The 24,883-nt window shown below is 62.8% G+C and carries 22 protein-coding genes; 13 read left to right on the top strand and 9 right to left on the bottom strand.

Features of this window, described 5'->3' with window-relative positions; genetic code table 11:
• Window positions 1-39: 39 nt before the first annotated feature.
• A complete protein-coding gene (locus ACNFCH_RS18960; protein ID WP_416743298.1) occupies window positions 40-2,547 on the bottom strand; it encodes an ABC transporter permease in 2,508 nt (835 codons plus the stop codon).
• The gene (locus ACNFCH_RS18955; protein WP_196165151.1) at window positions 2,547-3,230 is read right to left on the bottom strand and encodes an ABC transporter ATP-binding protein; all 684 of its coding nucleotides are present in this window, start codon (window positions 3,228-3,230) and stop codon (window positions 2,547-2,549) included. Before ACNFCH_RS18955 ends, ACNFCH_RS18960 begins: the two co-directional genes overlap by 1 nt.
• A gap of 10 nt (window positions 3,231-3,240) precedes the next feature.
• Here ACNFCH_RS18955 and ACNFCH_RS18950 point away from each other — a divergent pair, with 10 nt between their 5' ends.
• The 3 genes from ACNFCH_RS18950 to ACNFCH_RS18940 all read left to right on the top strand — a co-directional run bounded on the left by ACNFCH_RS18950 (window position 3,241) and on the right by ACNFCH_RS18940 (window position 5,267).
• Window positions 3,241-3,846 (top strand): arylesterase, encoded by a 606-nt coding sequence (locus ACNFCH_RS18950; protein WP_416743297.1) that lies wholly within the window; start codon window positions 3,241-3,243, stop codon window positions 3,844-3,846.
• A 58-nt stretch (window positions 3,847-3,904) separates the two neighbouring features.
• Window positions 3,905-4,186 (top strand): hypothetical protein, encoded by a 282-nt coding sequence (locus ACNFCH_RS18945; RefSeq protein WP_043215816.1) that lies wholly within the window; start codon window positions 3,905-3,907, stop codon window positions 4,184-4,186.
• Between the two features lie 106 nt (window positions 4,187-4,292).
• On the top strand, window positions 4,293-5,267 hold the full coding sequence (locus ACNFCH_RS18940; RefSeq protein ID WP_337160066.1) for a L,D-transpeptidase family protein: 975 nt from the start codon (window positions 4,293-4,295) through the stop codon (window positions 5,265-5,267).
• Window positions 5,268-5,420: 153 nt separating this feature from the next.
• On the opposite strand, the gene oprI is transcribed toward ACNFCH_RS18940, so the two are convergent.
• Window positions 5,421-5,672, bottom strand: a complete 252-nt coding sequence (gene oprI / locus ACNFCH_RS18935) for an outer membrane lipoprotei OprI (protein ID WP_003259780.1) — start codon at window positions 5,670-5,672, stop codon at window positions 5,421-5,423.
• Window positions 5,673-6,163: 491 nt separating this feature from the next.
• Between oprI and ACNFCH_RS18930 the strand changes: the two genes are divergently transcribed.
• On the top strand, window positions 6,164-6,445 hold the full coding sequence (locus ACNFCH_RS18930) for a GNAT family N-acetyltransferase (RefSeq protein ID WP_043215814.1): 282 nt from the start codon (window positions 6,164-6,166) through the stop codon (window positions 6,443-6,445).
• Window positions 6,446-6,514: 69 nt separating this feature from the next.
• Here the strand turns inward: ACNFCH_RS18930 and ACNFCH_RS18925 are convergent, their stop codons facing one another.
• Window positions 6,515-7,591, bottom strand: coding sequence for a 3-deoxy-7-phosphoheptulonate synthase (locus tag ACNFCH_RS18925; protein WP_196165155.1), 1,077 nt, complete (start codon window positions 7,589-7,591; stop codon window positions 6,515-6,517).
• A gap of 282 nt (window positions 7,592-7,873) precedes the next feature.
• Here ACNFCH_RS18925 and ACNFCH_RS18920 point away from each other — a divergent pair, with 282 nt between their 5' ends.
• From ACNFCH_RS18920 to cysB, 3 genes are all read left to right on the top strand, one after another.
• The gene (locus ACNFCH_RS18920) at window positions 7,874-8,821 is read left to right on the top strand and encodes a putative 2-dehydropantoate 2-reductase (RefSeq protein ID WP_337160065.1); all 948 of its coding nucleotides are present in this window, start codon (window positions 7,874-7,876) and stop codon (window positions 8,819-8,821) included.
• Window positions 8,822-8,924: 103 nt separating this feature from the next.
• Window positions 8,925-9,422: a universal stress protein gene (locus ACNFCH_RS18915; RefSeq protein WP_070093974.1), complete on the top strand. Its 498-nt coding sequence runs from the start codon at window positions 8,925-8,927 to the stop codon at window positions 9,420-9,422.
• A 127-nt stretch (window positions 9,423-9,549) separates the two neighbouring features.
• Window positions 9,550-10,524 carry an HTH-type transcriptional regulator CysB gene (gene cysB / locus ACNFCH_RS18910; RefSeq protein WP_027593928.1) on the top strand — a complete coding sequence of 325 codons (975 nt, stop codon included), beginning with the start codon at window positions 9,550-9,552 and terminating at the stop codon, window positions 10,522-10,524.
• Between the two features lie 56 nt (window positions 10,525-10,580).
• Here the strand turns inward: cysB and ACNFCH_RS18905 are convergent, their stop codons facing one another.
• From ACNFCH_RS18905 to ACNFCH_RS18885, 5 genes are all read right to left on the bottom strand, one after another.
• Complete coding sequence (locus ACNFCH_RS18905; RefSeq protein ID WP_416743296.1) at window positions 10,581-11,315, bottom strand: phosphoadenylyl-sulfate reductase; 735 nt, start codon at window positions 11,313-11,315, stop codon at window positions 10,581-10,583.
• A 171-nt stretch (window positions 11,316-11,486) separates the two neighbouring features.
• Window positions 11,487-12,830 (bottom strand): aminodeoxychorismate synthase component I, encoded by a 1,344-nt coding sequence (gene pabB, locus ACNFCH_RS18900; RefSeq protein ID WP_416743295.1) that lies wholly within the window; start codon window positions 12,828-12,830, stop codon window positions 11,487-11,489.
• A 179-nt stretch (window positions 12,831-13,009) separates the two neighbouring features.
• Window positions 13,010-13,990, bottom strand: a complete 981-nt coding sequence (locus ACNFCH_RS18895) for an alpha-L-glutamate ligase-like protein (protein WP_043214012.1) — start codon at window positions 13,988-13,990, stop codon at window positions 13,010-13,012.
• Complete coding sequence (locus ACNFCH_RS18890; protein WP_070574016.1) at window positions 13,990-15,522, bottom strand: inactive transglutaminase family protein; 1,533 nt, start codon at window positions 15,520-15,522, stop codon at window positions 13,990-13,992. The genes ACNFCH_RS18895 and ACNFCH_RS18890 overlap by 1 nt, the downstream gene beginning before the upstream one ends.
• 5 nt (window positions 15,523-15,527) lie before the next feature.
• Window positions 15,528-16,064 carry an ATP-dependent zinc protease gene (locus tag ACNFCH_RS18885; RefSeq protein WP_337160062.1) on the bottom strand — a complete coding sequence of 179 codons (537 nt, stop codon included), beginning with the start codon at window positions 16,062-16,064 and terminating at the stop codon, window positions 15,528-15,530.
• A gap of 295 nt (window positions 16,065-16,359) precedes the next feature.
• On the opposite strand from ACNFCH_RS18885, the gene ACNFCH_RS18880 reads away from it, so the two are divergent.
• The 6 genes from ACNFCH_RS18880 to prpD all read left to right on the top strand — a co-directional run bounded on the left by ACNFCH_RS18880 (window position 16,360) and on the right by prpD (window position 24,835).
• Window positions 16,360-17,076: a GntR family transcriptional regulator gene (locus tag ACNFCH_RS18880; RefSeq protein ID WP_196165160.1), complete on the top strand. Its 717-nt coding sequence runs from the start codon at window positions 16,360-16,362 to the stop codon at window positions 17,074-17,076.
• The gene (gene prpB / locus ACNFCH_RS18875; RefSeq protein WP_043214002.1) at window positions 17,073-17,963 is read left to right on the top strand and encodes a methylisocitrate lyase; all 891 of its coding nucleotides are present in this window, start codon (window positions 17,073-17,075) and stop codon (window positions 17,961-17,963) included. Before ACNFCH_RS18880 ends, prpB begins: the two co-directional genes overlap by 4 nt.
• 184 nt (window positions 17,964-18,147) lie before the next feature.
• Complete coding sequence (gene prpC / locus ACNFCH_RS18870; protein WP_337160061.1) at window positions 18,148-19,275, top strand: bifunctional 2-methylcitrate synthase/citrate synthase; 1,128 nt, start codon at window positions 18,148-18,150, stop codon at window positions 19,273-19,275.
• 96 nt (window positions 19,276-19,371) lie between these two features.
• The gene (gene acnD, locus ACNFCH_RS18865) at window positions 19,372-21,960 is read left to right on the top strand and encodes a Fe/S-dependent 2-methylisocitrate dehydratase AcnD (RefSeq protein WP_337160060.1); all 2,589 of its coding nucleotides are present in this window, start codon (window positions 19,372-19,374) and stop codon (window positions 21,958-21,960) included.
• A 131-nt stretch (window positions 21,961-22,091) separates the two neighbouring features.
• On the top strand, window positions 22,092-23,282 hold the full coding sequence (gene prpF, locus ACNFCH_RS18860) for a 2-methylaconitate cis-trans isomerase PrpF (RefSeq protein ID WP_337160059.1): 1,191 nt from the start codon (window positions 22,092-22,094) through the stop codon (window positions 23,280-23,282).
• Between the two features lie 68 nt (window positions 23,283-23,350).
• Entirely contained in the window at window positions 23,351-24,835 is a 1,485-nt protein-coding gene (prpD, locus tag ACNFCH_RS18855; RefSeq protein WP_337160058.1) for a 2-methylcitrate dehydratase, read from the top strand.
• Window positions 24,836-24,883 lie beyond the last annotated feature (48 nt).

Below are 24,883 nucleotides of genomic sequence, written 5' to 3'. Positions count from 1 at the left end.
CGCCGGCCCATCGCAGGCAAGCCCAAGCCCAAGCCCAAGCTATCCCTCCCGCAACACCACCAACGGACTCGCATTCAAAGCCCGCCGCGTCCCCACAATCCCAGCCCCACCCACCAATACCGCCCCCACCACCGGCACCATCAGCAACCCAGGATGCAGCTCCCACGCCAAATCAAACGCATACCGGTATAGCACCCAGGTAATCATCTCGCAGCCCAGAGCGGCCAGCACACCACTCACCGCCCCGAGCAGCCCGAATTCGATTCGCCGCGCCTTGACCAGCAACGGCCTGGCGGCCCCCAGCGCGCGCAACAGCGCCCCCTGACGGATACGCTCGTCCAGCGTTGCCTGAAGCCCCGCGAACAGCACCGCCAGCCCCGCCGCCAGCACGAACAACAGCACGTACTCGACCGCCAATGTCACTTGGGCCAGGATGCTGCGCAACTGTGCCAGCAGCGCATCGACTTGGAGGATGGTCACCGCCGGAAACGCCCGTGACAGGGCGACCACTTCCTGGTCATGCCCCGGTGCCAGATAGAAGCTGGTCAGGTAGGTCGTCGGCAATCCTTGCAAGGTGCCGGGCTGGAAGATCATGTAGAAGTTGGGCTGAAAACTGTCCCAATGCACCGCACGCAAGCTGCTCACCCGCGCCTGGCGTTGCTGACCGCCGATATCGAAGTCGAGCAGATCGCCGAGCTTGAGTTTCAGGCTGTCGGCAAGCTGGGCTTCCACCGAAACTCCAGGCAACTCATCCTCGGTCGGTGGTGCTTGCCACCACTGGCCTGCGCTCAGCGTGTTGCCTTCGGGCAACTCGGCAGCCCAGGTGAGGCTGAGGTCGCGCTGCACAGCGCGTTCGCCGGTGGAGTCCTTGCTGACCAACTGTTGCACCGGCTGACCGTTGATATGCGTCAGGCGTCCCGGTATCACCGGATACAAGGGGGCCGAGCTGGCGTTGATCGCCTGTAGCCGCTGGGCGAAAGGGTCGCGTTCGTCAGGCAGGATATTGAGGGCGAAATGGTTGGGGGCATCCTGGGGTAGCTGGGCTTGCCAGGTGTCGAGCAATTCACCCCGGAGCAGGGCGACCAGGGTCATGGCCAGCAGGATCAGGCCGAAGGCAAGGGCCTGGCCGGCGGCGGCCAGAGGATGGCGTAGCAGTTGGCCCAGGCCCAGACGCCAGGCCAAGGGAGCACTGGCTAGCACCTGTCGCAGACTGCGCAGGCCCAGCAAAAGCAGGCCACCAAGCAGCAGGGCGGCGAAAAAACCGCCACCGAGCAAGGCAAAGGTGAGTAGAAGATCCAGGCTCAAGCGCCACATGATCAGCCCCAGAGCGAGCAGGGCGGCGCCATACACCAGCCAACTGCTCGGTGGCACAGGCAACAAGTCCCGGCGCAGTACGCGCAAGGGCGGAACGCGGCCCAGAGCGGCCAGCGGTGGCAGGGCGAACCCAGCCAGGGCCACCAGGCCGGTCCCGATGCCGGCCAGGGCCGGGGCGATACCACCGGGAGGCACCTGACTCGGCATCAGGCCGTGCAGCAAGCGGAACAGCCCCAACTGCGCCAACCAACCGACCAAAGCCCCGGCAGCGGCGGCGATCAGGCCAAGCACTGCCAGTTGCAGGCAATACATCCCCAGCGCCTGGTGCCGGGAAAGCCCCAGGCAACGCAACAAGGCACTGGCATCCAGGCGCCGGGCCGAATAGCGGCTGGCTGACAGCGCCACGGCAACGCCTGCCAGCAGCACCGCCACCAGGCTGGCCATGTTCAGGTAGCGCTCGGCCTTGCCCAGTGCGCCGCCGATCTGCCGATTGCCATCACGGGTATCGAGCAGGCGCTGATTGGCGGCCAAGCTCTTTTGCACATGCTGTCGGTACTGCGCCAACGCCTCGGGCGTCCCGCGCCACAGGTCGCGGTAGCTGACCCGGCTACCTGGCTGGATCACACCGGTGGACGGCAGGTCGGCGATGTTCATCAACACGCGTGGCGTGAGGCTATAGAAATTGTTGGCGCGATCAGGCTCGTAGGTAAGCACTCGGCTCATGCGCAGGGTCTTCATGCCCACGTCGATGCTGTCGCCTATCGACAGCCCCAGCGCCACCAACAGGCGCGCCTCGACCCAGGCCTCGCCAGGTGCGGGGCCGCCGCCAGGGGTTTCCTGGGCATAGGGCGTGGCGGCGCTGCGCAGTTGGCCGCGCAGGGGATAGGCAGCGTCGGCGGCTTTGATGCTGGACAGCTGGATGCCGCTCTCACCGCCTACCACACTGGTGAACTCCACCACGCGAGCATGGCGCAAGCCGGCTGCCTCGCCTGTGCTGATTTGCACATCTCGGGCCGGTGAGCCGCCTTGCAGCACCAGGTCGGCGCCCAGGAATTCGCTGGCGCGCAGTTGCATGGCGCCATTCAGGCGCGCGCCGAAGTAGCCGATGGCGGTGCTGGCCGCCACCGCTACCAGCAGGGCGAAGAACAGCACGCGCACTTCACCGGTGCGAGCATCGCGCGACAACTGGCGCAGGGCCAGGCCGCACAGGCGGGAGAAGGACAGGCGGGTCATCAGGGCTCCACGGGCGCTACCAGGCGGCCGGCATCCAAGCGGATCAGGCGTCGGCAGCGTTGGGCCAGACGCTCGTCATGGGTGACCAGAACCAGGGTCGTCCCGCGCTCCTTGTTCAATTCGAACAATAGGTCGCTAATACGTTCGCCGGTATGGCTGTCCAGGTTGCCGGTCGGTTCGTCGGCGAACAGCACGGCGGGTTGTGCGGCGAAGGCGCGGGCAATTGCCACCCGTTGCTGTTCGCCGCCGGAGAGTTGGCGTGGGGTGTGGCTCAGGCGTTTGCCCAGGCCGACCCGCTCCAGCAGGGTGCGGGCCTGCTCGCGTGCATCGCGGCGGCCATCGAGCTCCAGTGGCAGCATGACGTTTTCCAGGGCGTTGAGGCTATCGAGCAACTGGAACGACTGGAACACGAAGCCCACATGCTCGGCGCGGACCTGGGCACGCTGATCTTCATCGAGAGGGCCCAGATCATGGCCGGCGAGAATGACCTTGCCAGCGGTGGGGCGGTCGAGACCGGCGAGCAGGCCGAGCAGGGTCGATTTACCCGAGCCCGAGGCGCCGACGATGGCCAGGCTGTCGCCTTGCTCGAGGGACAACGACAGCGCGTGGAGGACGGTCAGGTCGCCTTCCGCGCTGGGGACCACTTTGCTAAGGTTCTGCGCAACGAGAATGCTGGGGCCCATGGAGAATCCGATGCGAGTGTGGTGGTTGAGTGCCGGTCTGGCCCTGTATTGCCTGGCCCAAAGCGCGGCGGCGGGTACACTGCTGGTCGTCGGGGATAGTATCAGCGCCGGTTTTGGCCTGGATAGCCGCCTGGGATGGGTTTCCCTGCTGCAGCAGCGTCTAAAGGACGAGGGATACGCCGACCAGGTGGTCAATGCCTCGATCAGCGGAGACACCAGCGCTGGCGGCCAGGCGCGCCTGCCAGCGCTGCTTGTGGCGCACAAGCCGAGCCTGGTGGTGCTGGAGCTCGGCGGCAACGATGGGCTACGCGGGCTGCCCCCTCAGCAATTGCAACAAAATCTTGCCTCGATGATCGATCAAGCGCGCGAGGTGGGCGCCAAGGTGGTGCTGCTGGGCATGCGACTGCCGCCCAATTACGGTGTGCGCTACACCAGCGCCTTCGCTCAGGTGTATGAACGCCTGTCGACCCAGAAGCAGGTCCCTCTGGTACCGTTCTTCCTCGACGGCGTCGGCGGTGTGCCGCAGATGATGCAGGCCGATGGCATCCACCCGACCGTCGGGGCCCAGCCGCGCTTGCTGGAAAATGCCTGGCCGGCGATAAAACCGTTGCTGTGACGCTTTTATCGGGGCCTGCTTTCGGCTAATGTTGCGCCCCCCGCTTCGAGAGCCCCCAATGCCGCGCCCTGCCTGGTCCTTGTACGCCTATCAACTGATCGAGCCCGATGAACAGCTCGACCTGTTCGCCTGCCAGGAGGTTCGCGTTCACTTGGTGGCTCGCCAGCTCGAGCTGGGCGTGCCCGTCGATCGAACCCTGTGCGGTGGTCTGTTGCCCGCGCAACCGCGCTGGTCCGCAGTGGAGCGATCGGTTTACCGCGATGGTCGCCTTTGTGCACTGTGCCGGGCAATCCTCGATGCCCAGCGCCGGGGTATGCGCCCGGTATGGCCGGAACTCTGAGCACCTTTCATCATCTGAAATCCCAGCATGAACCCGATGCCTCCCGCTTGTCCCGGGCTAGGTGTACAATCGATCCTCTTGACCCATCTTTCGAAGGATTTACCGGATGTTGCCGCGCCTTCCCGCCGTCACCCGTAGCTTGTCCCTGGCCGCCCTGTTGGTAGCCGGTCCAACCGTTGCGCTGGAATTGCCGTTGCCACCTGCCGGTGAAGATATCGTCGGCCAGGTCCAGGTGATCAAGGCCAAGTACGAAGACACCTTTGCCGACATCGGCACCGCCAATGACCTGGGGTATCTCGAGATGATCGCGGCCAACCCGGGCGTGGACCCGTGGCTGCCGGGCGCAGGCACCGAGATCATCCTGCCGACCCGCTACATCCTGCCGCCAGGCCCGCGCGAAGGGATCGTCATCAACCTGGCCGAATACCGTATGTACTACTTCCCGAAAGGCCAGAACGTGGTGCACACCTTCCCGCTGGGTATCGGTCGTGAAGGCTGGGGCTCGCCCATCGCCAACACCAAGATCACCGCCAAGACCCCCAATCCGACCTGGACGCCACCCGCCTCGATCCGTGCTGAGCACGCTGCCGACGGTGACATCCTGCCAGCAGTGGTGCCGGCAGGTCCGGACAACCCGCTGGGGCCGTTCAAGTTCACCCTGGGTGTGCCGGGTTACCTGATTCATGGTTCGAACAAGAAGTTCGGCATCGGCATGCGTACCAGCCATGGCTGCTTCCGCATGCTCAACAACAACGTGCTGGAACTTTCCAAGATGGTACCGGTGGGTACGCCAGTGCGAATCATCAACGAGCCTTACAAGTTCGGCATCAGTGGCGGTAAGGTCTATCTCGAGGCACACACGCCGCTCGATGATCACGGCAATCCGTCGGTGGTCGATAAACACACCGCGGTCATCAATGCCTTGCTCAAGCGTGAAGACCTGGCCAACAACTTGCGCATGAACTGGGACATGGTACGCGACGTGGTGGCGGCTGAAGATGGCATGCCAGTGGAAATCGCTGTACCGGTCAATGGTGGGGCAGCGCCGATGGTTTCGAGCATTCCGCCGGAGCTGCAGTAAGCGGGATGTCTCTAACGGGAGGTGGCTCCCGTTAAGCTGAATCGGGGCCTGCCTTAGTGCAGGCCTTTTTCATTTTTGTCGTTTGCTTTTCGGGTGGGCAATAAAAAAGCCGACCCACTAGTGGGTCGGCTCCATAACAATCCGTGAGGATTATTACTTGCGGCTGGCTTTGTCCAGCATGCGCAGAGCGCGCTCGTTGGCTTCGTCAGCGGTCTGCTGAGCCTTCTGAGCGGCAGCCAGAGCGTCATCAGCCTTACGGTAGGCTTCATCAGCACGAGCTTGAGCGCGAGCTGCTGCGTCTTCAGTCGCAGTCAGACGAGCTTCGGTTTCTTTGGATACGCTGCTGCAACCGGTAGCCAGAACTGCGGCCAGAGCCAGAGCAGAGAATTTCAGAACGTTGTTCATCGTGTTCCCCTTCAAGGACTTTCTATTAAAGAGCCATCTCTCGGAAAAGAGAAACTGGCCGGCGTACATAGTACCCATTACTTGTAGTAAGTAAACTGACTAAGCGCAAGAACTGCAAAAAAAATGTTGCCGACCCCAAAAGGTGACAACCTTTGTATGGCATTTGTGAAAATTTTGCACAGCCGCCGCAAGCATTTGTAGAGCGGGAACTTTTTGCTGAACTAACGGTGACTTTAACTGTCCGTCGGCGTCATAGGCCTAGAACACTGTGTTCGTGACTGCGACGCGACAGGCTGGGGCGATCTTGCACTTTTTCCCCGTTCCACCTTGAGCAATCCCGCTTGCGGCGCCTACTATTTGTAAGGTGCCCGCGCTGCAGAACGATTCGGATCGCATTGCGGTCCAAGGGGCAGGGGTGGCGTAGAGGTTCCTCCGCCGGAAACACCATTGGTTAAGGTAAGGGTCTGCCGATAGACCTGCGAGGAGTAGTGATGAGCGAAGCGTTGACCATCCACCATGACCAGGCCGGTCATCAGTTCGAGACCAATGTGGACGGTCACCGTGCCTATCTGACGTACATGGACTTGGGCAAGCAGACGCTGGATATCTACCGTACCTTCGTGCCCAATGCCCTGCGTGGGCGAGGCATCGCTGCAGCGTTGACCGAGAAGGCGCTGGAGTACGCCGAGGAAATGGGCTACACGGTGATCCCATCCTGCTCCTACGTTGAGCGCTACATGGAGCGTCAGCAACGTCAGTCGAGCAAGGCCTGAACGGCACCGCTGAACACCGAACACGAAAACGCCGGGCATTGCCCGGCGTTTTCGTTTGTGGCCCGGTAGTCAGCCGCGCTGGCGCTGAGGCAGGACATCCTTGAGCTTGGCGCGCATGCTGCGAAGCGCCTTCTCGGTGGCGCTCCAGTCGATGCAGGCATCGGTGATGGATACACCATATTGCAGTTCGCCCAGGTCTTTCGGAATAGCCTGGCAGCCCCAGTTCAGGTGACTTTCGACCATCAGGCCGATGATCGACTGGTTGCCTTCGAGGATCTGGTTGGCGACGTTCTCCATCACCAGCGGCTGCAGGGCCGGATCCTTGTTGGAGTTGGCGTGGCTGCAATCGACCATGATGTTGGCCTTGATCTTGGCCTTGGCCAGGTCCTGCTCGCACAGGGCGACGCTGACCGAGTCATAGTTGGGCTTGCCGTTGCCGCCGCGCAGCACCACGTGGCCATAGGCATTGCCCTTGGTGGTGACGATGGACACGCCGCCTTCCTGGTTGATCCCCAGGAAACGGTGCGGCTTGGAGACCGACTGCAGGGCATTGATGGCCACGGTCAGGCCGCCGTCGGTGCCGTTTTTGAAACCGACCGCCGAGGACAGGCCCGAGGCCATTTCCCGGTGGGTCTGGGATTCGGTGGTACGGGCGCCGATGGCCGACCAACTGATCAGGTCCTGCAGGTACTGCGGGGAAATCGGGTCGAGGGCCTCGGTGGCGGTGGGCAGGCCCATTTCGGCCAGGTCCAGCAGCAGCTTGCGACCGATGTGCAGACCGTCCTGGATCTTGAAGGAGTCATCCAGGTAAGGGTCGTTGATCAGGCCTTTCCAGCCGACGGTGGTGCGCGGCTTCTCGAAGTACACGCGCATGACCAGGTACAGGGTGTCGGAAACTTCTTCGGCCAGCACCTTCAGGCGCTCGGCGTACTCATGGGCGGCTTTGATGTCGTGGATGGAGCAGGGGCCCACCACGACGAACAGTCGATGGTCCTTGCCGTCGAGGATGTTGCGCACCACTTCTCGGCCGGCAGTCACGGTCTGCAGGGCCTTGGCGCTGAGGGGGAGTTCCTTCTTGAGCTGATCGGGGGTGATCAAGGTCTCGTTGGAGGCAACGTTAAGGTCGTCGATCGGTAAATCAGCCATCGTGTTACTCGTCAGGTCACGGGTGCCGGCCGCCAGCAATCCCCGTGCGGCCCAGCAGCAAGATTGTTCGCAACGGGGAGCCGAACCTTAGCGCGTTACAAGGTGGCTCGACAATGGGCTTTCCCCCGCCGGTACGGGGTTTTTACGGCCAAGGCGCGTTTTATTTGCAAGGTGGCGCGGCTAGGTAAGGGGCAAGCTAACGTGCGCTGATGGTTCTGCGTTCGAAACCCGAGGCGTTTAGGTGTAAAAACCCAGTATCCAGATTTCGGACAAGGAGCGTGTGTGGTCACTCATAACCCACGTATCGGCATCATCGGTAGCGGTGCCATCGGTGGTTTCTATGGGCTCATGCTCGCGCGGGCCGGTTTCGATGTGCACTTTCTGCTGCGCAGTGAATACAACATCGTGAATGAGCAAGGCATGGCGGTGGACAGCGCGGTTTACGGTCAGTTGCATATGAAGGTTCAGGCCTACGCCTCGGCCGCCGACATGCCACCCTGCGACTGGTTGTTGGTAGGGGCCAAGGCCACCAGCAACCGAGAGCTTGCACCGCTGATCATCCAGGCTGCAGCCCCAGGAGCCAAGGTGGTGTTGTTGCAAAATGGCCTGGGCGTGGAGGCGCAATTGCGCCCGTCACTGCGCGCTGATATGCACCTGCTTGGCGGCCTGTGCTTCATCTGCGTCAACCGTCAGGCACCTGCGGTGGTGCGCCACCAGGCGCTGGGCACCGTCAACCTGGGTTACCACAGTGGCCCGGCCGAGGATGCGGGCGCCGCTGTTGTTGCCCAAGGGGCGGCGCTGTTCCAGGCGGCAGGCATCGACTCCCAGGCCATGGATGACCTCGATCAGGCTCGTTGGCAGAAGCTTGTGTGGAATGTGCCTTATAACGGTCTCTCGGTTCTGCTGCAGGCCAGCACCACGGCGCTGATGACGGACCCGGACAGCCGTGACCTGGTGCGCGCGCTGATGGCTGAAGTCGTGCAGGGCGCCCGGGCCTGCGGGCATGTCTTGCCGGAAGGTTACGCCGAGCAACTGTTCAACCTCACCGAAAAGATGCCCGACTATTGGCCGAGCATGTACCACGACCATGTGCTGCGGCGGCCGCTCGAGTTGCAGGCGATCTACGCCGAACCGCTGGCGCGCGCGCAAGCGGTCGGGTGCCGGTTGCCGCGGATGCAGATGCTGTACCAGGCCCTGGCCTTCACCGACCGTCACAATCGCAACGTCTGATTCCGCGCAGGCCACGTGCGCAGCGCGCCGGACGGCAGAGCGGCTGTACGCGGCGCTGCTAAGCTGAACCTTGCTCTGCCGTAACGGCAGTCGAGGAGGTCGAATGATTCATTCCATGCTGTATGCCACCGACCTCGGTGTATACGCGCCTTTTGTCATGCAGCACGCCTTGGCCCTGGCCCGGACCTTCAACGCAGAGCTGTACGTGATCCATGCGGTGGAGCCCATGGGGCAGTTCGCCGAATCCCTGCTGCAAAGCTACCTCGACGAGCAGACCCTGGACGAACTGCACAGCGAAGGCGTCAATACAGTGATGGCCAACATCGAACAGCGGGTGTTGGAAAACTTTCGTGACGAATTAGGTGAGGAGGCGGACCTGGCCTTGATCCGAGCGGTCAGGGTGCGTCAAGGAGACCCGGCCCAGGTGATCATCGAACAGGCTCAGCGCTTGAGTGTCGACCTATTGATCTTCGGCAGCCACAGTCAGGGGGCAGGGGTGGATGTGCCGATCGGTCGCACCGCCGCGCGGTTGCTGCAGTTGTCGCCGGTGCCGGTCTACATGGTGCCGTTGGCGCAGCATTTGGGGCGTAGGAAGGGTTGAAACAGGGGGTAGGTCAAATCCAGGGCATGTAACAAAATAGTTCTAGTTTTATTTCGAGAACCACTAATATAGTTATATCTCATCGCTGCCTGCTGCCGGTGACCTACCGCTGATCCGAGGGAAACCTATGAAGCTTCAACAACTGCGCTACATCTGGGAAGTGGCGCACCACGACCTCAACGTCTCCGCGACAGCGCAGAGCCTCTACACCTCCCAGCCCGGGATCAGCAAACAGATCCGCCTGCTCGAGGACGAGCTCGGCGTCGAGGTCTTCGCCCGCAGCGGCAAGCACCTGACACGCGTCACCCCTGCCGGTGAGCGCATCATCAACACCGCTGGCGAGATCCTGCGCAAGGTCGAGAGCATCAAGCAGATCGCCCAGGAGTTCTCCAACGAGAAGAAGGGCACCCTGTCCATCGCCACCACCCACACCCAGGCGCGTTATGCGCTGCCACCGGTGATCAGCAGTTTCATCAAGCAGTACCCGGAAGTCGCCCTGCACATGCACCAGGGCTCGCCCATGCAGATCGCCGAGATGGCCGCCGACGGCACCGTCGATTTTGCGATCGCCACCGAGGCGCTGGAGCTGTTCGGCGACTTGATCATGATGCCGTGCTACAAGTGGAACCGCTGCGTGGTGGTGCCGCAGGGCCATCCGCTGACCAAGCTGCCGAAACTGACCCTCGAGGCGGTCGCCGAGTACCCGATCGTGACCTACGTGTTCGGCTTTACCGGGCGTTCCAAGCTGGACGAGGCGTTCAACCATCGTGGCTTGACGCCGAAAGTGGTGTTCACCGCCGCTGACGCCGACGTCATCAAGACCTACGTACGCCTGGGCCTGGGCGTGGGCATCGTGGCCAAGATGGCCGTGGACACCAAGCTTGACAGCGACCTGGTGGCCCTGGATGCCAGCGAACTGTTCGAGGCCAGCATCACCAAGATCGGCTTCCGCCGTGGCACCTTCCTGCGGGGCTTCATGTGCGACTTCATCGAGAAGTTCGCCCCCCACCTGACCCGCGAAGTGATGGCCAAGGCCATCCAGTGCCATAACAAACAAGAGCTCGAGGAGTTGTTCGAAGGCGTCGAGCTGCCCGTGCACTGAGTCTTCGAGGCACAAAAAAACCGGCCATCGCGCCGGTTTTTTTGTATCTGGTGAAATCAGGCTTTGGTGATCAGGTTGCCGGCGTGCAGGCCGCATTCCTTCTGGGTCGACTCTTCCCACCACCAGCGCCCTTCACGTTCGTGCTGATTGGGGAGCACAGGACGGGTGCACGGCTCGCAGCCGATACTGATGAAACCGCGCTCATGCAGGCTGTTGTAGGGCAATTCGAGCATGCGGATGTAGCCCCAGACTTCCTCGCTGGTCATCTGTGCCAGCGGGTTGAACTTGTACAGGGTGTGCTCGGGCGTGGAGAACGCCGTGTCGACTTCCAGTGCCGCCACCTGACTGCGAGTGCCGGGGCTCTGGTCGCGACGCTGGCCGGTGGCCCAGGCGCTCACGGTGGCCAGTTTGCGGCGCAATGGCTCGATCTTGCGGATACCGCAGCACTCGCCATGGCCGTCCTTGTAGAAGCTGAACAGGCCCTTTTCCTTGACGAAGGGGTCGAGCAGGGCACGGTCGGGGCTGAGGATCTCGATCGGCAGGTTGTACTGCTCGCGGACCTGATCGATGAAGCGGTAGGTCTCCGGGTGCAGGCGACCGGTGTCGAGGCTGAACACCTTGACCTGCTTGTTCAGCTTCCAGGCCATGTCGACCAGCACCACATCCTCGGCGCCACTGAAGGAAATCCACAGGTCGTCGCCGAAATGCTCGAAGGCAAGTTTGAGGATGTCCTGGGGGGACTTGTTGGCGTAGGTCGCGGCCAGGGCAGCGACGTCGAAGGGTTGGCTCATCAGGCGGTTTCCATCGTGTGTGTGGCGCTGTGCGCTCGTAGTGAGCCGATGGTAACAAAAAATGGCCGGGTAGACGTTTGCCTTGAAGCGCCTCTTCGCGGGTAGAGCCGTTCTCTCAGGGGCGGTGGACGCCGGTGGGAGTGGGGTTGCCCGCGAAGAAAGCGCCATCGATCACAAGCCTTGCAGGGTCTCCATCAGCACCCGCACCTTGGCGATGGATTCTTCGTACTCGGCCTGCCACTCGGAGTCGGCCACCACCGCGCCACCGCCCCAGCAACAGACCTGACCTTCCTTGACCAGCAGGCTGCGGATGGCAATGGAGCTGTCCATCTCGCCCCGTACGTCCAGGTACAGCAGCGAGCCGCAGTACAGCGCGCGGCGTGTCGGCTCCAGTTCATCGATGATCTGCATGGCGCGAATCTTCGGAGCGCCGGTGATCGAACCACCCGGGAAGCTGTCGCCGATCAGGTCCAGGGCATCTTTGCCGGCGGCCAAGCGGCCGGTGATGCTGCTGACCAGATGGTGGACGTTGGGGTAGCTCTCCAGGCTGAACAGCTCGGGCACCTTGACCGAGCCGATCTGGCAGGTGCGCCCTAGGTCGTTGCGCAGCAGGTCGACGATCATCAGATTTTCCGAGCGATCCTTGGGGCTGTTCTGCAGTTCGGCGGCGTTGCGTGCGTCCTCCTGCGGATCGGCGGAACGAGGGCGGGTGCCTTTGATCGGCCGGGTTTCCACCTCGCCCTGGCTGACCTTGATGAAGCGCTCTGGCGAGAAACTCAGCAAGGCGCTGCCATCGGCCAGTTGCTGATAGCCGGAAAATGGTGTCGGGCAGGCTTTGCGCAGGGCCTGGTAGGCACGCCACGGGTCGCCTTGGCAGGGAGCGCGGAAGCGTTGCGTCAGGTTGATCTGGTAGCAGTCGCCGGCCTGGATGTACTGCTGGACCTTGTCGAACGCGCTGCGGTACTGGGCAGGTTGCAGGTCACCGCGCATCGGGGCGAGCAACGTGAAGTTGCCTGTTTCGGTGGTGTCGGGTGTTTCGAACAGCTGGATCAGGCGGCTGCGTTCGGCGGCTGCGAGGCTTGGGTGGAACACCAGTTGCGTAGTCCCGCGCTGGTGATCGCTGACCATGGCCCAGGCATACAGGCCCAGTTGTGCCTCGGGCAGGCCGAGATCGTCCTGGGCCAGGCTTGGCAGTTGCTCCAGGCGTCGGCCGAAGTCATAGCTCAGATAACCGATCAGGCCGCCGGCAAACGGCAGCTGGACGCCGTCGGGCAACGTTGCGTGGCCCAGAGCAGCCAGGGCGTCGCGCAGGCGTTGCAGATAGGCTCGGCCATCTTCCCCGACCCCGGCTTGCAGGTGCTGCACCGGCCAGGCGCTGAGCAAGTCGAAGCGACCGCGCTCGGCGCCAGGACGGGCACTGTCGAGCAGGATCGCGCCCGGGGCCTGACGCAGGCGGGCGAAATGGACGGCGGGGTCGAGCTGGTAGGGCAGGGGGTGGAGCGTACAGGTTGGCATCAGAGTGGACGGCGATGACAAAGCGAGGAGGGGGATTGTATTCGCCTGCGGGACAAGCGCAAAGCTGCCAGACCGAGAAGATGTTGGTTCGTTCGCAGGTAGCCCGTTCCCACAGAAGAAGCGCTTGCACTGTGGGAGCGGGCGAAACCTGCGATGGGCTGCAAGGCAGCCCCCGAGGGTTATTGCGGATGAACGTGACCGAACAGACCTTGGGACACGCGCACGCGCTGCTCGGCAGTTTCCTTCACGCCGTCTTTGGCCAGCGCTTCCAGGTGCGCCTCGATGGCATGGGTACGCTGGGTCAGGCCGCAGTCGTTGGCGATCTGGATGTTCAGGCCCGGGCGGGCGTTGAGCTCGAGAATCAGCGGGCCTTTGTCCTGGTCCAGGACCATGTCGACCCCGATGTAGCCCAGGCCGCACAGCTCGTAACAGCTGGCTGCCAGCTTCATGAAGCCATCCCAGTTCGGCAGTTGCACGCCGTCCACCGCGTTGGTGGTGTCCGGGTGCTTGCTGATGATCTTGTTCAGCCAGGTACCGCGCAGGGTCAGGCCGGTGGCCAGGTCCACGCCCACCCCGATCGCGCCTTGGTGCAGGTTGGCCTTGCCGCCGGACTGGCGGGTCGGCAGGCGCAGCATAGCCATCACCGGGTAGCCCATCAGCACGATGATGCGGATGTCCGGCACACCTTCATAGCTGATGCTCTTGAAGATCTGGTCCGGGGTGACCCGATACTCGATCAGCGCACGATCGCGGTGCCCGCCAAGCGAATAGAGCCCGGTGAGGATGCTGGAGATCTGGTGTTCGATCTCCTCGTGGCTGATGATCTTGCCCGACACCGTGCGGTAGCGGTCCTCGAAACGATCGGCGATGACCATGATGCCGTCACCACCGGCCCCTTGGGCCGGCTTGATGACGAAATCGTTGCGATTGCCGATGATCTGGTCGAGTTTTTCGATCTGCTTTTCGGTCTCGATGATGCCGTACATCTCCGGCACATGGATGCCGGCCTTGATCGCACGCTCCTTGGTGATGATCTTGTCATCGACGATCGGGTACAGGTGGCGCTTGTTGTACTTCAGGACATAGTCCGCATTGCGCCGGTTGATACCCATGATGCCCCGGGCCTCCAGGGCTTTCCAGGTCTTGATCAGTCCGAACATCAGGCGTCAGCCTTCACGAAAGCCTTGAAGCGAACGAGCTCGGTCAGGCGGTAGCCGCGGTAGCGACCCATCGCCAGCATGAAGCCCACCAGAATCAGCAGAACGGCCGGGAAGGTGAACACGAAGTACACCAGCTCTGGCACCATCATCAGCAGATGCGCCAGCGAAGCGGCGAACAGGGTGCCGATGGCCACCTTCATGGCATGGCCACCGCCACGCTCTTCCCAGGTGATCGACAAGCGCTCGATGGTCATGGTCAGGATCACCATCGGGAACAGGGCTACCGACAGGCCGCGCTCCAGGCCCAGCTTATGGCTGAACAGGCTGATGGCGGCGATCAGTACCACGACGAAGGTCAGCACCACCGACAGGCGTGGCAGCATCTGCAGCTTCAGGTGTTCAAGGTAAGAGCGCAGCGACAGGCCCAGGGCGGTGATCACCGTGAACAGCATGATGCCGAAGCCCAGTTGGGTTTCGCGGAAGGCCAGGGCGATCAGCACCGGAGTGAAGGTGCCGAGGGTCTGGATGCCGATCAGGTTGCGCAGCACCAGGATCACCAGTACGCCGATCGGGATCATCACCATGATCATGAAAGTCTGCTGGGTCTGCAGGGGCAGGCCGTACAGGGAGTATTCCAGGAAATCGGCGTCGGTGTTCTCGTCGGTCAGCTTGGCCAGGCGGATGGCGTTCATCTCGCTGTTGTTCATGCTGAAGGTGACGTTGGCCTTCTTGCCGCCATCGACGGTGATCAGATTGTCGTCACCGGTCCACCACAGCAGGCGATCGCTGGGCAGGCCCTGTTCGCCGGTATCGGGGTTGAAGTAGAGCCAGTCGTTGCCGTTGAAGCTGCGCAGCCACAGCTCAGGCGTTTGCGGGGTGTCGGCCACCAGGCGGATGGTGTGGACCTTTTCCATCGGCACGTGGGCGATGGACAGCAGCAGGTCGATGACCTGGGCTTTCTTCATCGACGAGGTATCGCCGGCCAGCAGCAGCTTGACGTTGTCGTCGTTGAGGTTGTTGACCCGCTTGATGGTCTCGCTGACGAAGGTCTCGACGTCGGCCGAGTGCTGGCGGATCGGCGCCATCAGGGCTTCGGCGGCGATCTTCTCCGGGCCTTCGACGGCCAGGCTGTCGCGGAAGGTCGGACCTTTGACCGTGGTCTTCTCGTTGCTGTAGCGCTTGGTCAGGACCAGGCGGTAGTAGAGGGTCTGGTTGCCGCTGGCGCGGCGGGCCGACCAGGTCACCTTGCGGTTGCCGTCGGCGCGGTTGACGCTCACCCCATAGTTGTTGGAGATGAAGCTCTCGTTGAGGCTGACATAGTCACGGTTCAGCGGTGGCACGAACATCTGCACCTTGACCGGGTCCTTCGGGTTGGCGACGAACTCGACCTTGGCGTCGATGTTCCACAAATCGTCGGTCTCGTCCTCGGTCACCGGGATGCCGAGAATGAAGATCTGATAGGCCGTGACCAGCACGCCCAGGAGCACCAGGACGGTGATCAGGACTTTCAGGTGAAGGGTAAGAGAGCGCATCGGAATTACTCTGCGGTGGGAGCTTTGGTGGCGCAGGCAGGTTTGCCGGCCGCGTATTTAAGGCTTGGGTCGACCAGCGCGTCAAAGTGCTTGAGCGCCTCGGAGCCAATGAGCAACGGGAACTGGAAGGCACTGCGGTCGGTGAGGTTGACCTCGATGGTGCGTCGGGCGTGGCCCATGCAGATATCCAGTTCGATGACCGGGCGGGCGGTGTAGGCCTTGCCTTCGTCCGGATTGTAGTCGCCGGCCCGGCGCTTGATCTTGCTGACGCGGGCCAAGGGGCGTTCGATCGGATGCGAATGGGCGGCATCGATGGCCAGGTAGAAGCGGACCCAGCTTTCGCCGTTGCGCTTGAAACGCTTGATGTCACGGGCGCTCAGCGACGCGGTCTTGGCGCCAGTGTCGAGTTTGGCCGCCACTTCCAGGTCGAGGTCGGAAAGGCGGGCATATTCGTTCAGGCCATACACGGTCTTTTCTCCCGCCTGGCCAAGGGCCGGCAGCAGAGCGAGGCATAACAGCAATGAAGCGGGTGTAAGTCTCATAAATCCTGGCGCGGTGCTGTGCGGGTTCGGGGCAAGGCGACTGGCAAGTACTGCGCAAGCTTCCTCGTTCATCTGTCAACACGCTGAAGAGGTTGGCAGACACACTATCCATACTCCCTTGGGAGGCGCGGCATTCTATCACGCCAATGGTTCGACGCCAGCGCGCCGCGATCTGACAGCGGGTGTGTCGAGTAAGTTCGTTCTTAGACAATTGTCGACAATATTGATTTTGTCTTTGACTCCATTGCGCTGTTTAGCTAGCTTTGGCGCTATTGAAACGCAAGGTGTCGACAATATGTTGGATGCAAGCCAAGCGCTCCTGTCTATGTCGGATGAGTCGGAAACGCTCTCGGAGAACGTCTTCCGGCGGATCCAGGCGGCCATCGTCAAAGGCGAGATCGCCCCGGGCAGCAAAATTTCCGAGCCGGAACTGGCGCGCACCTACGGGATCAGCCGTGGTCCGCTGCGCGAGGCCATCCACCGCCTGGAAGGGCAGCGCCTGCTGGTGCGCGTCCCTCATGTGGGCGCTCGGGTGGTGTCGCTCAACCATGCCGAACTGATCGAGCTGTACGAAATCCGCGAATCGCTCGAAGGCATGGCCTGTCGTCTGGCTGCCGAGCGTATGAGCCTAGCCGACATCGACGAGTTGCGCCGGGTGCTGGATACCCATGAGCGCGATGCGGCATTCCAGGCCGGTGTGGGTTACTACCAGCAGGAAGGCGACTTCGACTTCCACTACCGGATCATCCAGGGCAGCGGCAACCAGACCCTGGTCAAGATGCTCTGCGGCGAGTTGTACCAACTGGTGCGCATGTACCGCATACAGTTCTCCGCGACGCCCAACCGCCCGCGCCAGGCGTTTGCCGAACACCACCGTATCCTCGATGCCATCGCCGACCGTGACGGCGAGCTGGCCGAACTCCTGATGCGTCGCCACATCGGCGCGTCCAAGCGCAACATCGAGCGTCACTACCAAGGCGCCGACAACAATAGCCCACGAGGTGAGTCATGACTTTGAAGAGCACGCCCGGCCAACGTTTCCGCGACGCGGTCGCCGCCGAACATCCGTTGCAGGTGGTCGGGACCATCAATGCCAACCATGCCCTGCTGGCCAAGCGTGCCGGCTTCAAGGCCATTTACCTCTCTGGTGGCGGTGTCGCCGCAGGCTCTCTGGGCCTGCCTGACCTGGGCATCAGCGGCCTGGATGACGTGCTGACCGACGTACGCCGGATCACCGACGTGTGCGACCTGCCGCTGCTGGTGGATGTCGACACCGGTTTCGGGGCTTCGGCCTTCAACGTGGCCCGTACCGTGCGTTCGATGATCAAGTTCGGCGCGGCGGCCATCCATATCGAAGACCAGGTCGGCGCCAAGCGTTGTGGCCATCGCCCCAACAAGGAAATCGTCACCCAGCAGGAAATGGTCGACCGCATCAAGGCCGCGGTGGACGCCCGTACCGATGACAGCTTCGTGATCATGGCCCGTACCGACGCCTTGGCAGTCGAAGGCCTGAACGCCGCGCTGGATCGCGCCGCAGCCTGCATCGAGGCCGGTGCCGACATGATCTTCCCGGAAGCGATCACCGAGCTTTCGATGTACAAGACCTTCGCCGATCGTGTGAAGGCACCGATCCTGGCCAACATTACCGAGTTCGGCGCTACGCCGCTGTACACCACCGAAGAGCTGGCCTCGGTCGACGTGTCGTTGGTGCTATACCCTCTGTCGGCCTTCCGCGCCATGAACAAGGCGGCTGAGAACGTCTACACCGCGCTGCGCCGCGACGGTACCCAGAAGAATGTTGTCGATACCATGCAGACCCGCATGGAGCTCTACGATGCCATCGGGTACCACGCCTTCGAGCAAAGCCTCGATGCGCTGTTCGCCCAGAAGAAAGGCTGAAGGTTCGAGCCCTGTGCAGGAGCGAGTGGCCTGTTCATGGGTAAACCCGTTCCTACAGTACTCGCTGAAGCATGAATGATGCGCCGGACTCGTAGGGGCGGGTTTCACCCGCGAAGAGGCCGGTACAGGCAACCGAATTAGCCAGCAAGATTTCGATAACAAATTCAAGAAAGGAGAACACCCCATGGCCGAAGCAAAAGTACTCAGCGGTGCAGGCCTGCGTGGCCAGGTGGCCGGGCAGACCGCGCTGTCGACCGTTGGCCAGGCCGGTGCTGGTCTGACCTACCGTGGCTACGATGTTCGTGACCTGGCCGCCGGTGCCGAATTCGAAGAAGTCGCCTATCTGCTGCTGTACGGCGAGCTGCCGAGCAAGGCAGAGGTAGCCGAGTACAAACGCAAGCTCAAAGGCCTGCGCGACCTGCCTCAGGCCCTCAAGGAAGTGCTCGAGCGCATCCCGCGCGATGCCCACCCGATGGACGTGATGCGCACTGGTTGCTCGGTGCTGGGGACCCTGGAGCCTGAGCTGACCTTCGAGGCCCAGCGCGAGAAGACCGACCGCCTGCTGGCCGTCTTCCCGGCGATCATGTGCTACTGGTACCGCTTCACCCACCATGGCGTGCGCATCGACTGCACCAGCGACGAAGACACCCTGGGTGGCCACTTCCTGCACCTGCTGCACGGCAAGAAACCGAGCGAGCTGCACGTCAAAGTGATGAACGTCTCGCTGATCCTCTACGCCGAGCACGAATTCAACGCCTCGACCTTCACTGCCCGCGTCTGCGCCTCGACCCTGTCGGACTTGTATTCGTGCATCACCGCCGCCATCGGTTCGCTGCGCGGCCCGCTGCACGGGGGGGCCAACGAAGCGGCCATGGAGCTGATCGAGCGCTTCCAGAGCCCGCAGGAGGCCGTTGCCGAGCTGCTGCGCATGCTCGAGCGCAAGGACAAGATCATGGGCTTCGGTCATGCGATCTACAAAGAGTCCGACCCGCGTAACGAGGTGATCAAGGGCTGGTCGAAGCAGTTGGCTGACGAGGTGGGTGATACCGTGCTGTACCCGGTCTCCGAGGCAATCGACAAGACCATGTGGGAGCAAAAACGCCTGTTCCCGAACGCTGACTTCTACCACGCCTCGGCGTACCACTTCATGGGTATCCCGACCAAGCTGTTCACCCCGATCTTCGTCTGCTCGCGCCTGACCGGCTGGGCCGCGCATGTCTTCGAGCAGCGCGCCAACAACCGCATCATCCGCCCGAGCGCCGAGTATGTCGGCGTCGAGCAGCGCAAGTTCGTGCCGATCGAGCAGCGCTGAAACAGGGCGCTGCGCGTTCCCAGCAGGAGTGGGGCAAGCCCGCTCCTGCTGGGGCGGTGCCCGCTTAGGTAAACCGTGACCGAGCCTGATAACGATATGAACACCGCATTTCGCAAGAACCTGCCAGGCACCGACCTGGACTACTTCGACGCCCGCGCGGCAGTCGAAGCGATCAAGCCCGGCGCCTACGATGGCCTGCCGTACACATCCCGCGTGCTCGCCGAGAACCTGGTGCGCCGTTGCGACCCGGCGACCCTGAACGCCTCCCTGGAACAGCTGATCGAACGCAAGCGCGATCTGGACTTCCCATGGTTCCCTGCGCGCGTGGTCTGCCACGACATTCTCGGGCAGACCGCCCTGGTCGACCTGGCAGGCCTGCGTGATGCCATTGCCGACAAAGGCGGCGATCCGGCCCAGGTCAACCCGGTGGTGCCGGTGCAATTGATCGTCGACCACTCCCTGGCGGTGGAATGCGGTGGCTTCGACCCGCAGGCGTTCGAGAAGAACCGTGCCATCGAAGATCGCCGCAACGAAGACCGTTTCCACTTCATCAACTGGACCAAGAAAGCGTTCAAGAACGTCGACGTGATCCAGCCGGGCAACGGCATCATGCACCAGATCAACCTGGAGAAGATGTCGCCGGTCATTCACAACGACCGTGGCGTGGCCTACCCGGACACCTGCGTCGGTACCGACAGCCACACCCCGCACGTCGATGCCTTGGGTGTGATCGCCATCGGTGTCGGTGGCCTGGAAGCCGAGAACGTCATGCTCGGTCGCGCCTCCTGGATGCGCCTGCCGGAAATCGTCGGCGTCGAGCTGACCGGCAAGCTGCAGCCGAACATCACCGCCACTGACCTGGTACTGGCCCTGACCGAGTTCCTGCGCAAGCAGAAAGTGGTCGGCGCCTATCTGGAATTCCACGGCGAAGGTGCCCGCGCGCTGACCCTGGGGGATCGCGCCACCATTTCCAACATGGCACCGGAGTACGGCGCGACGGCGGCGATGTTCGCCATCGACCAGCAAACCATCGATTACCTCAAGCTGACCGGCCGCGAAGAGCAGCAGGTCAAGCTGGTGGAAACCTATGCCAAGGCCACTGGCCTGTGGGCCGACACTTTGGCCAAGGCCGAATACGAGCGTGTACTGAGCTTCGACCTGTCGAGCGTGGTGCGCAACATGGCCGGCCCGTCCAACCCGCATGCCCGGGTCGCTACCAGCGACCTGGCCGCCAAGGGGATCGCCGGTGCTTGGGAGGAAGTCCCCGGGCAGATGCCCGACGGTGCGGTGATCATCGCTGCCATCACCAGTTGCACCAACACCAGCAACCCGCGCAACGTGATCGCTGCAGGCTTGTTGGCGCGCAATGCCAACAAGCTGGGCCTTGCGCGTAAGCCGTGGGTCAAATCCTCTCTGGCACCCGGCTCCAAGGCCGTGCAGTTGTACCTGGAAGAAGCCGGGCTCGAGAAGGAGCTGGAGCAACTGGGCTTTGGCATCGTCGCCTTCGCCTGCACCACCTGCAACGGCATGTCCGGCGCGCTCGATCCGAAGATCCAGCAGGAAATCATCGATCGCGACCTGTACGCCACCGCCGTGCTGTCGGGCAACCGTAACTTCGACGGGCGCATCCATCCTTACGCCAAGCAGGCCTTCCTGGCGTCCCCGCCTCTGGTGGTGGCCTACGCCATCGCCGGCACCATCCGCTTCGATATCGAGAAGGACGTGCTGGGCGTGGTTGATGGCAAGGAAATCCGCTTGAAGGACATCTGGCCGAGCGATGCGGAAATCGACGCCGTGGTCCAGGCGGCGGTCAAGCCGGAGCAGTTCCGCAAGGTCTACATCCCGATGTTCGCCATCGAGCAGGACACCGGGCCGAAGGTTGCGCCGCTGTACGACTGGCGTCCGATGAGCACCTACATCCGCCGTCCGCCGTACTGGGAAGGTGCCCTGGCTGGCGAGCGTACCCTGCGTGGCATGCGCCCGCTGGCGGTGCTGCCGGACAACATCACCACCGACCACCTGTCGCCATCCAACGCCATCATGCTCGACAGCGCTGCGGGCGAGTACCTGGCGAAAATGGGCCTGCCGGAGGAGGACTTCAACTCCTACGCCACCCACCGTGGTGACCACCTGACCGCTCAGCGCGCCACCTTCGCCAACCCCAAGCTGTTCAACGAAATGGTGCGCAAGGAAGACGGCAGCGTGAAGCAGGGCTCGCTGGCGCGCATCGAGCCGGAAGGCAAAGTGACTCGCATGTGGGAAGCGATCGAGACCTACATGGAGCGCAAGCAGCCGCTGATCATCGTCGCTGGCGCCGACTACGGCCAGGGCTCGTCCCGTGACTGGGCGGCCAAGGGCGTACGTCTGGCCGGGGTCGAGGCGATCGTCGCCGAAGGCTTCGAGCGTATCCACCGTACCAACCTGGTAGGCATGGGCGTGTTGCCGCTGGAGTTCCTCCCGGGTACCAACCGCAAGACCCTGGACCTGGATGGCAGCGAGACCTACGACGTGCTCGGAGCGCGTACTCCGCGCGCGACCCTGACCCTGGTGGTGACCCGTCGTAATGGCGAGCGTCTCGAGGTGCCGGTGACCTGCCGTCTGGATACCGCCGAAGAGGTGTCGATCTACGAGGCCGGTGGTGTGCTGCAGCGCTTTGCCCAGGACTTCCTGGAAGCGACCGCCTAAACAGGAGCAGCACGGTCCTTGTGGGAGCGGGTTTACCCGCGAATGCGTTCGATCAGGCAACACTGTTGCTCGTGCTCACGCTTTCGCGAGTGAACGTGCTCCGACGGGGTCCTGCAAACAGGAATTCGAATATGGCACATGTACCGCAAGTAAAGATTCCCGCCACGTACATCCGTGGCGGCACCAGCAAAGGCGTGTTCTTCCGCCTGCAAGACCTTCCTGAGCGAGCCCAGCAACCGGGCCCGGCGCGCGATGCGCTGCTGCTGCGGGTGATCGGTAGCCCCGATCCTTACGGCAAGCAGATCGACGGCATGGGCGGCGCTACCTCCAGCACCAGCAAGACCGTGATTCTCGCGCGTAGCACTCGCCCTGAGCATGACGTCGACTACCTGTTCGGCCAGGTCTCCATCGACAAGGCGTTCGTCGACTGGAGCGGCAACTGCGGCAACCTGTCCGCCGCCGTCGGCTCCTTCGCCATCAGCGCCGGTCTGGTGGATGCCGCGCGCATCCCGCGCAACGGCGTCGCCACTGTGCGCATCTGGCAGGCCAATATCGGCAAGACCATCATCGCCCATGTGCCGATCACCGAAGGTGAGGTGCAGGAAACCGGCGATTTCGAGCTCGACGGTGTGACCTTCCCGGCCGCCGAGGTGCAGTTGGAGTTCCTCGATCCGGCCGCCGATGAAGACGGTGAGGGTGGCGCGATGTTCCCCACCGGCAATCTGGTGGACGATCTGGAGGTACCGGGCGTCGGGACCTTCAAGGCGACCTTGATCAATGCCGGGATCCCGACCATCTTCGTCAATGCCGCCGACATTGGTTACACCGGCACTGAGCTGCAGGACGCGATCAACGGCGACCCTGCCGCGCTGACGCGTTTCGAGACCATCCGCGCCTATGGCGCCGTGCGCATGGGGCTGATCGAAGACGTCGACCAGGCGGCTGGGCGCCAGCACACGCCGAAGGTCGCCTTCGTCGCGCCGCCGGTGTCGTACACCGCGTCCAGTGGCAAGGCTGTCGAGGCAGGCGATGTCGACCTGCTGGTGCGTGCGTTGTCGATGGGCAAGCTGCACCACGCCATGATGGGCACCGCAGCGGTGGCGATCGGCACGGCGGCGGCCATCCCAGGCACGCTGGTCAACCTCGCCGCAGGCGGCGGTGAGCGCAGTGCCGTGCGTTTCGGTCATCCCTCCGGGACCTTGCGGGTGGGGGCAGAGGCGCGCAAGGTGGACGGTGAATGGACCGTGACCAAAGCGATCATGAGCCGTAGTGCTCGCGTGTTGATGGAGGGCTGGGTGCGCGTGCCTGGCGATAGCTTCTAACACGCAATCGGCGCTCGGCTTGCGTTGAGAGGGGCCGCAGAGCGGCCCCCTATCCAAGGGAGCAGACAATGAGCGCCAACGTAGACCTCAACGACCGCCCGGACTACGACCGGGTCCTGCAGACCATCGCCGACTACGTGCTCGATTACCAGGTCGAGTCGGCCGAAGCCCTGGACACCGCCCGCAACTGCCTGATGGACACCCTGGGCTGTGGCTTGCTGGCGTTGCGTTTTCCCGAGTGCACCAAGCACCTTGGCCCTTTGGTCGAGGGCACGGTGGTGCCCCAGGGCGCTCGGGTGCCCGGCACCAGCTACCGGCTGGACCCGGTCAAGGCCGCCTGGGACATCGGTTGTATCGTGCGCTGGCTGGACTACAACGACACCTGGCTGGCCGCCGAGTGGGCTCATCCCTCTGACAATCTGGGCGGCATTCTCGCGGTCGCCGACCACCTATCGCAAAAGCGCGTGGCCAATGGCGAGCCGCCATTGACCATGCGCACTGTGCTCGAAGCCATGATCATGGCCCATGAGATCCAGGGGGTGCTGGCCCTGGAAAATGCTTTCAACCGCGTTGGTCTCGATCACGTGGTGCTGGTCAAGGTCGCCTCCACGGCGGTGTGCGCCAAACTGATGGGGGCCAACCGGGGGCAGTTGCTTTCGGCCCTGTCCCATGCTTTCGTCGATGGCCAGGCACTGCGCACTTACCGTCATGCGCCTAACGCCGGCTCACGCAAGTCCTGGGCGGCGGGCGATGCCTCCAGCCGAGGTGTACGCCTGGCCGATATCGCCCTGCGTGGCGAGATGGGTGTGCCCGGAGTGCTCACGGCGCCGCAATGGGGTTTTTACGATGTCTCGTTCAGCCATACCAACAAGGATCTGGCGCTCAAGCCTGCCGACCAGCGCACGTTGCGCCTGCCGCAGGCGTTTGGCAGCTATGTGATGGAGAATGTGCTGTTCAAGATCAGCTTCCCGGCGGAGTTCCACGCACAGACGGCCTGCGAGGCGGCCGTGACCTTGCACCCGCAGGTACGCAATCGTCTGCACGAAGTCGATCGCATCGTCATCGCCACCAATGAGTCGGCGATCCGCATCATCTCCAAGGTCGGCCCGTTGGCCAATGCTGCCGACCGCGATCATTGCCTGCAGTACATGACGGCGGTGCCGCTGATCTTCGGCAACCTCGTGGCCGAGCATTACGAGGATGCGTTCCACGCGGCACATCCCAGCATCGATCGTTTGCGCGAGAAGATGGAAGTGGTCGAAGAGCCACGTTTCAGCCGTGAATACCTGGAGGCCGACAAACGCTCGATTGCCAATAGCCTGCAAGTGTTCTTCAAGGACGGGACCCATACCGCGCAGGTGGTGGTGGAGTACCCGATCGGCCACCGGCGGCGGCGCGGGGAGGGCATACCACTGTTGGAGGCCAAGTTCTGGGAGAACCTGGCGACGCGATTCGTGCGTCAGCGCTGTGACGAGATCTTTGCCTTGTGCAAGGATCAGGCGAGGCTGGAAGGCACGGCGGTGCAGCGGTTTGTCGATCTCTTTGTGATTTGAGCGTGCCATGCCGGCCCCTTTGCGGGTAAGCCCGTCAAGAGGGCAAGA

The sequence above is a fragment of the Pseudomonas sp. NY15354 genome (assembly GCF_048068075.1).
GTDB classification, from domain to species: domain Bacteria; phylum Pseudomonadota; class Gammaproteobacteria; order Pseudomonadales; family Pseudomonadaceae; genus Aquipseudomonas; species Aquipseudomonas guariconensis_C.
The sequence above is the reverse complement of the archived record's forward strand: the minus strand, read 5'-3'. Positions and strand labels throughout refer to the sequence as shown.

Bases quoted from the DNA above. Each gene is read 5' to 3' on its own strand.
- ACNFCH_RS18960 (WP_416743298.1), bottom strand. From the start codon at position 2,547: ATGACCCGCCTGTCCTTCTCCCGCCTGTGCGGCCTGGCCCTGCGCCAG.
- ACNFCH_RS18955 (WP_196165151.1), bottom strand. From the start codon at position 3,230: ATGGGCCCCAGCATTCTCGTTGCGCAGAACCTTAGCAAAGTGGTCCCC.
- ACNFCH_RS18950 (WP_416743297.1), top strand. From the start codon at position 3,241: ATGCGAGTGTGGTGGTTGAGTGCCGGTCTGGCCCTGTATTGCCTGGCC.
- ACNFCH_RS18945 (WP_043215816.1), top strand. From the start codon at position 3,905: ATGCCGCGCCCTGCCTGGTCCTTGTACGCCTATCAACTGATCGAGCCC.
- ACNFCH_RS18940 (WP_337160066.1), top strand. From the start codon at position 4,293: ATGTTGCCGCGCCTTCCCGCCGTCACCCGTAGCTTGTCCCTGGCCGCC.
- oprI (WP_003259780.1), bottom strand. From the start codon at position 5,672: ATGAACAACGTTCTGAAATTCTCTGCTCTGGCTCTGGCCGCAGTTCTG.
- ACNFCH_RS18930 (WP_043215814.1), top strand. From the start codon at position 6,164: ATGAGCGAAGCGTTGACCATCCACCATGACCAGGCCGGTCATCAGTTC.
- ACNFCH_RS18925 (WP_196165155.1), bottom strand. From the start codon at position 7,591: ATGGCTGATTTACCGATCGACGACCTTAACGTTGCCTCCAACGAGACC.
- ACNFCH_RS18915 (WP_070093974.1), top strand. From the start codon at position 8,925: ATGATTCATTCCATGCTGTATGCCACCGACCTCGGTGTATACGCGCCT.
- cysB (WP_027593928.1), top strand. From the start codon at position 9,550: ATGAAGCTTCAACAACTGCGCTACATCTGGGAAGTGGCGCACCACGAC.
- ACNFCH_RS18905 (WP_416743296.1), bottom strand. From the start codon at position 11,315: ATGAGCCAACCCTTCGACGTCGCTGCCCTGGCCGCGACCTACGCCAAC.
- pabB (WP_416743295.1), bottom strand. From the start codon at position 12,830: ATGCCAACCTGTACGCTCCACCCCCTGCCCTACCAGCTCGACCCCGCC.
- ACNFCH_RS18895 (WP_043214012.1), bottom strand. From the start codon at position 13,990: ATGTTCGGACTGATCAAGACCTGGAAAGCCCTGGAGGCCCGGGGCATC.
- ACNFCH_RS18890 (WP_070574016.1), bottom strand. From the start codon at position 15,522: ATGCGCTCTCTTACCCTTCACCTGAAAGTCCTGATCACCGTCCTGGTG.
- ACNFCH_RS18885 (WP_337160062.1), bottom strand. From the start codon at position 16,064: ATGAGACTTACACCCGCTTCATTGCTGTTATGCCTCGCTCTGCTGCCG.
- ACNFCH_RS18880 (WP_196165160.1), top strand. From the start codon at position 16,360: ATGTTGGATGCAAGCCAAGCGCTCCTGTCTATGTCGGATGAGTCGGAA.
- prpB (WP_043214002.1), top strand. From the start codon at position 17,073: ATGACTTTGAAGAGCACGCCCGGCCAACGTTTCCGCGACGCGGTCGCC.
- prpC (WP_337160061.1), top strand. From the start codon at position 18,148: ATGGCCGAAGCAAAAGTACTCAGCGGTGCAGGCCTGCGTGGCCAGGTG.
- acnD (WP_337160060.1), top strand. From the start codon at position 19,372: ATGAACACCGCATTTCGCAAGAACCTGCCAGGCACCGACCTGGACTAC.
- prpF (WP_337160059.1), top strand. From the start codon at position 22,092: ATGGCACATGTACCGCAAGTAAAGATTCCCGCCACGTACATCCGTGGC.
- prpD (WP_337160058.1), top strand. From the start codon at position 23,351: ATGAGCGCCAACGTAGACCTCAACGACCGCCCGGACTACGACCGGGTC.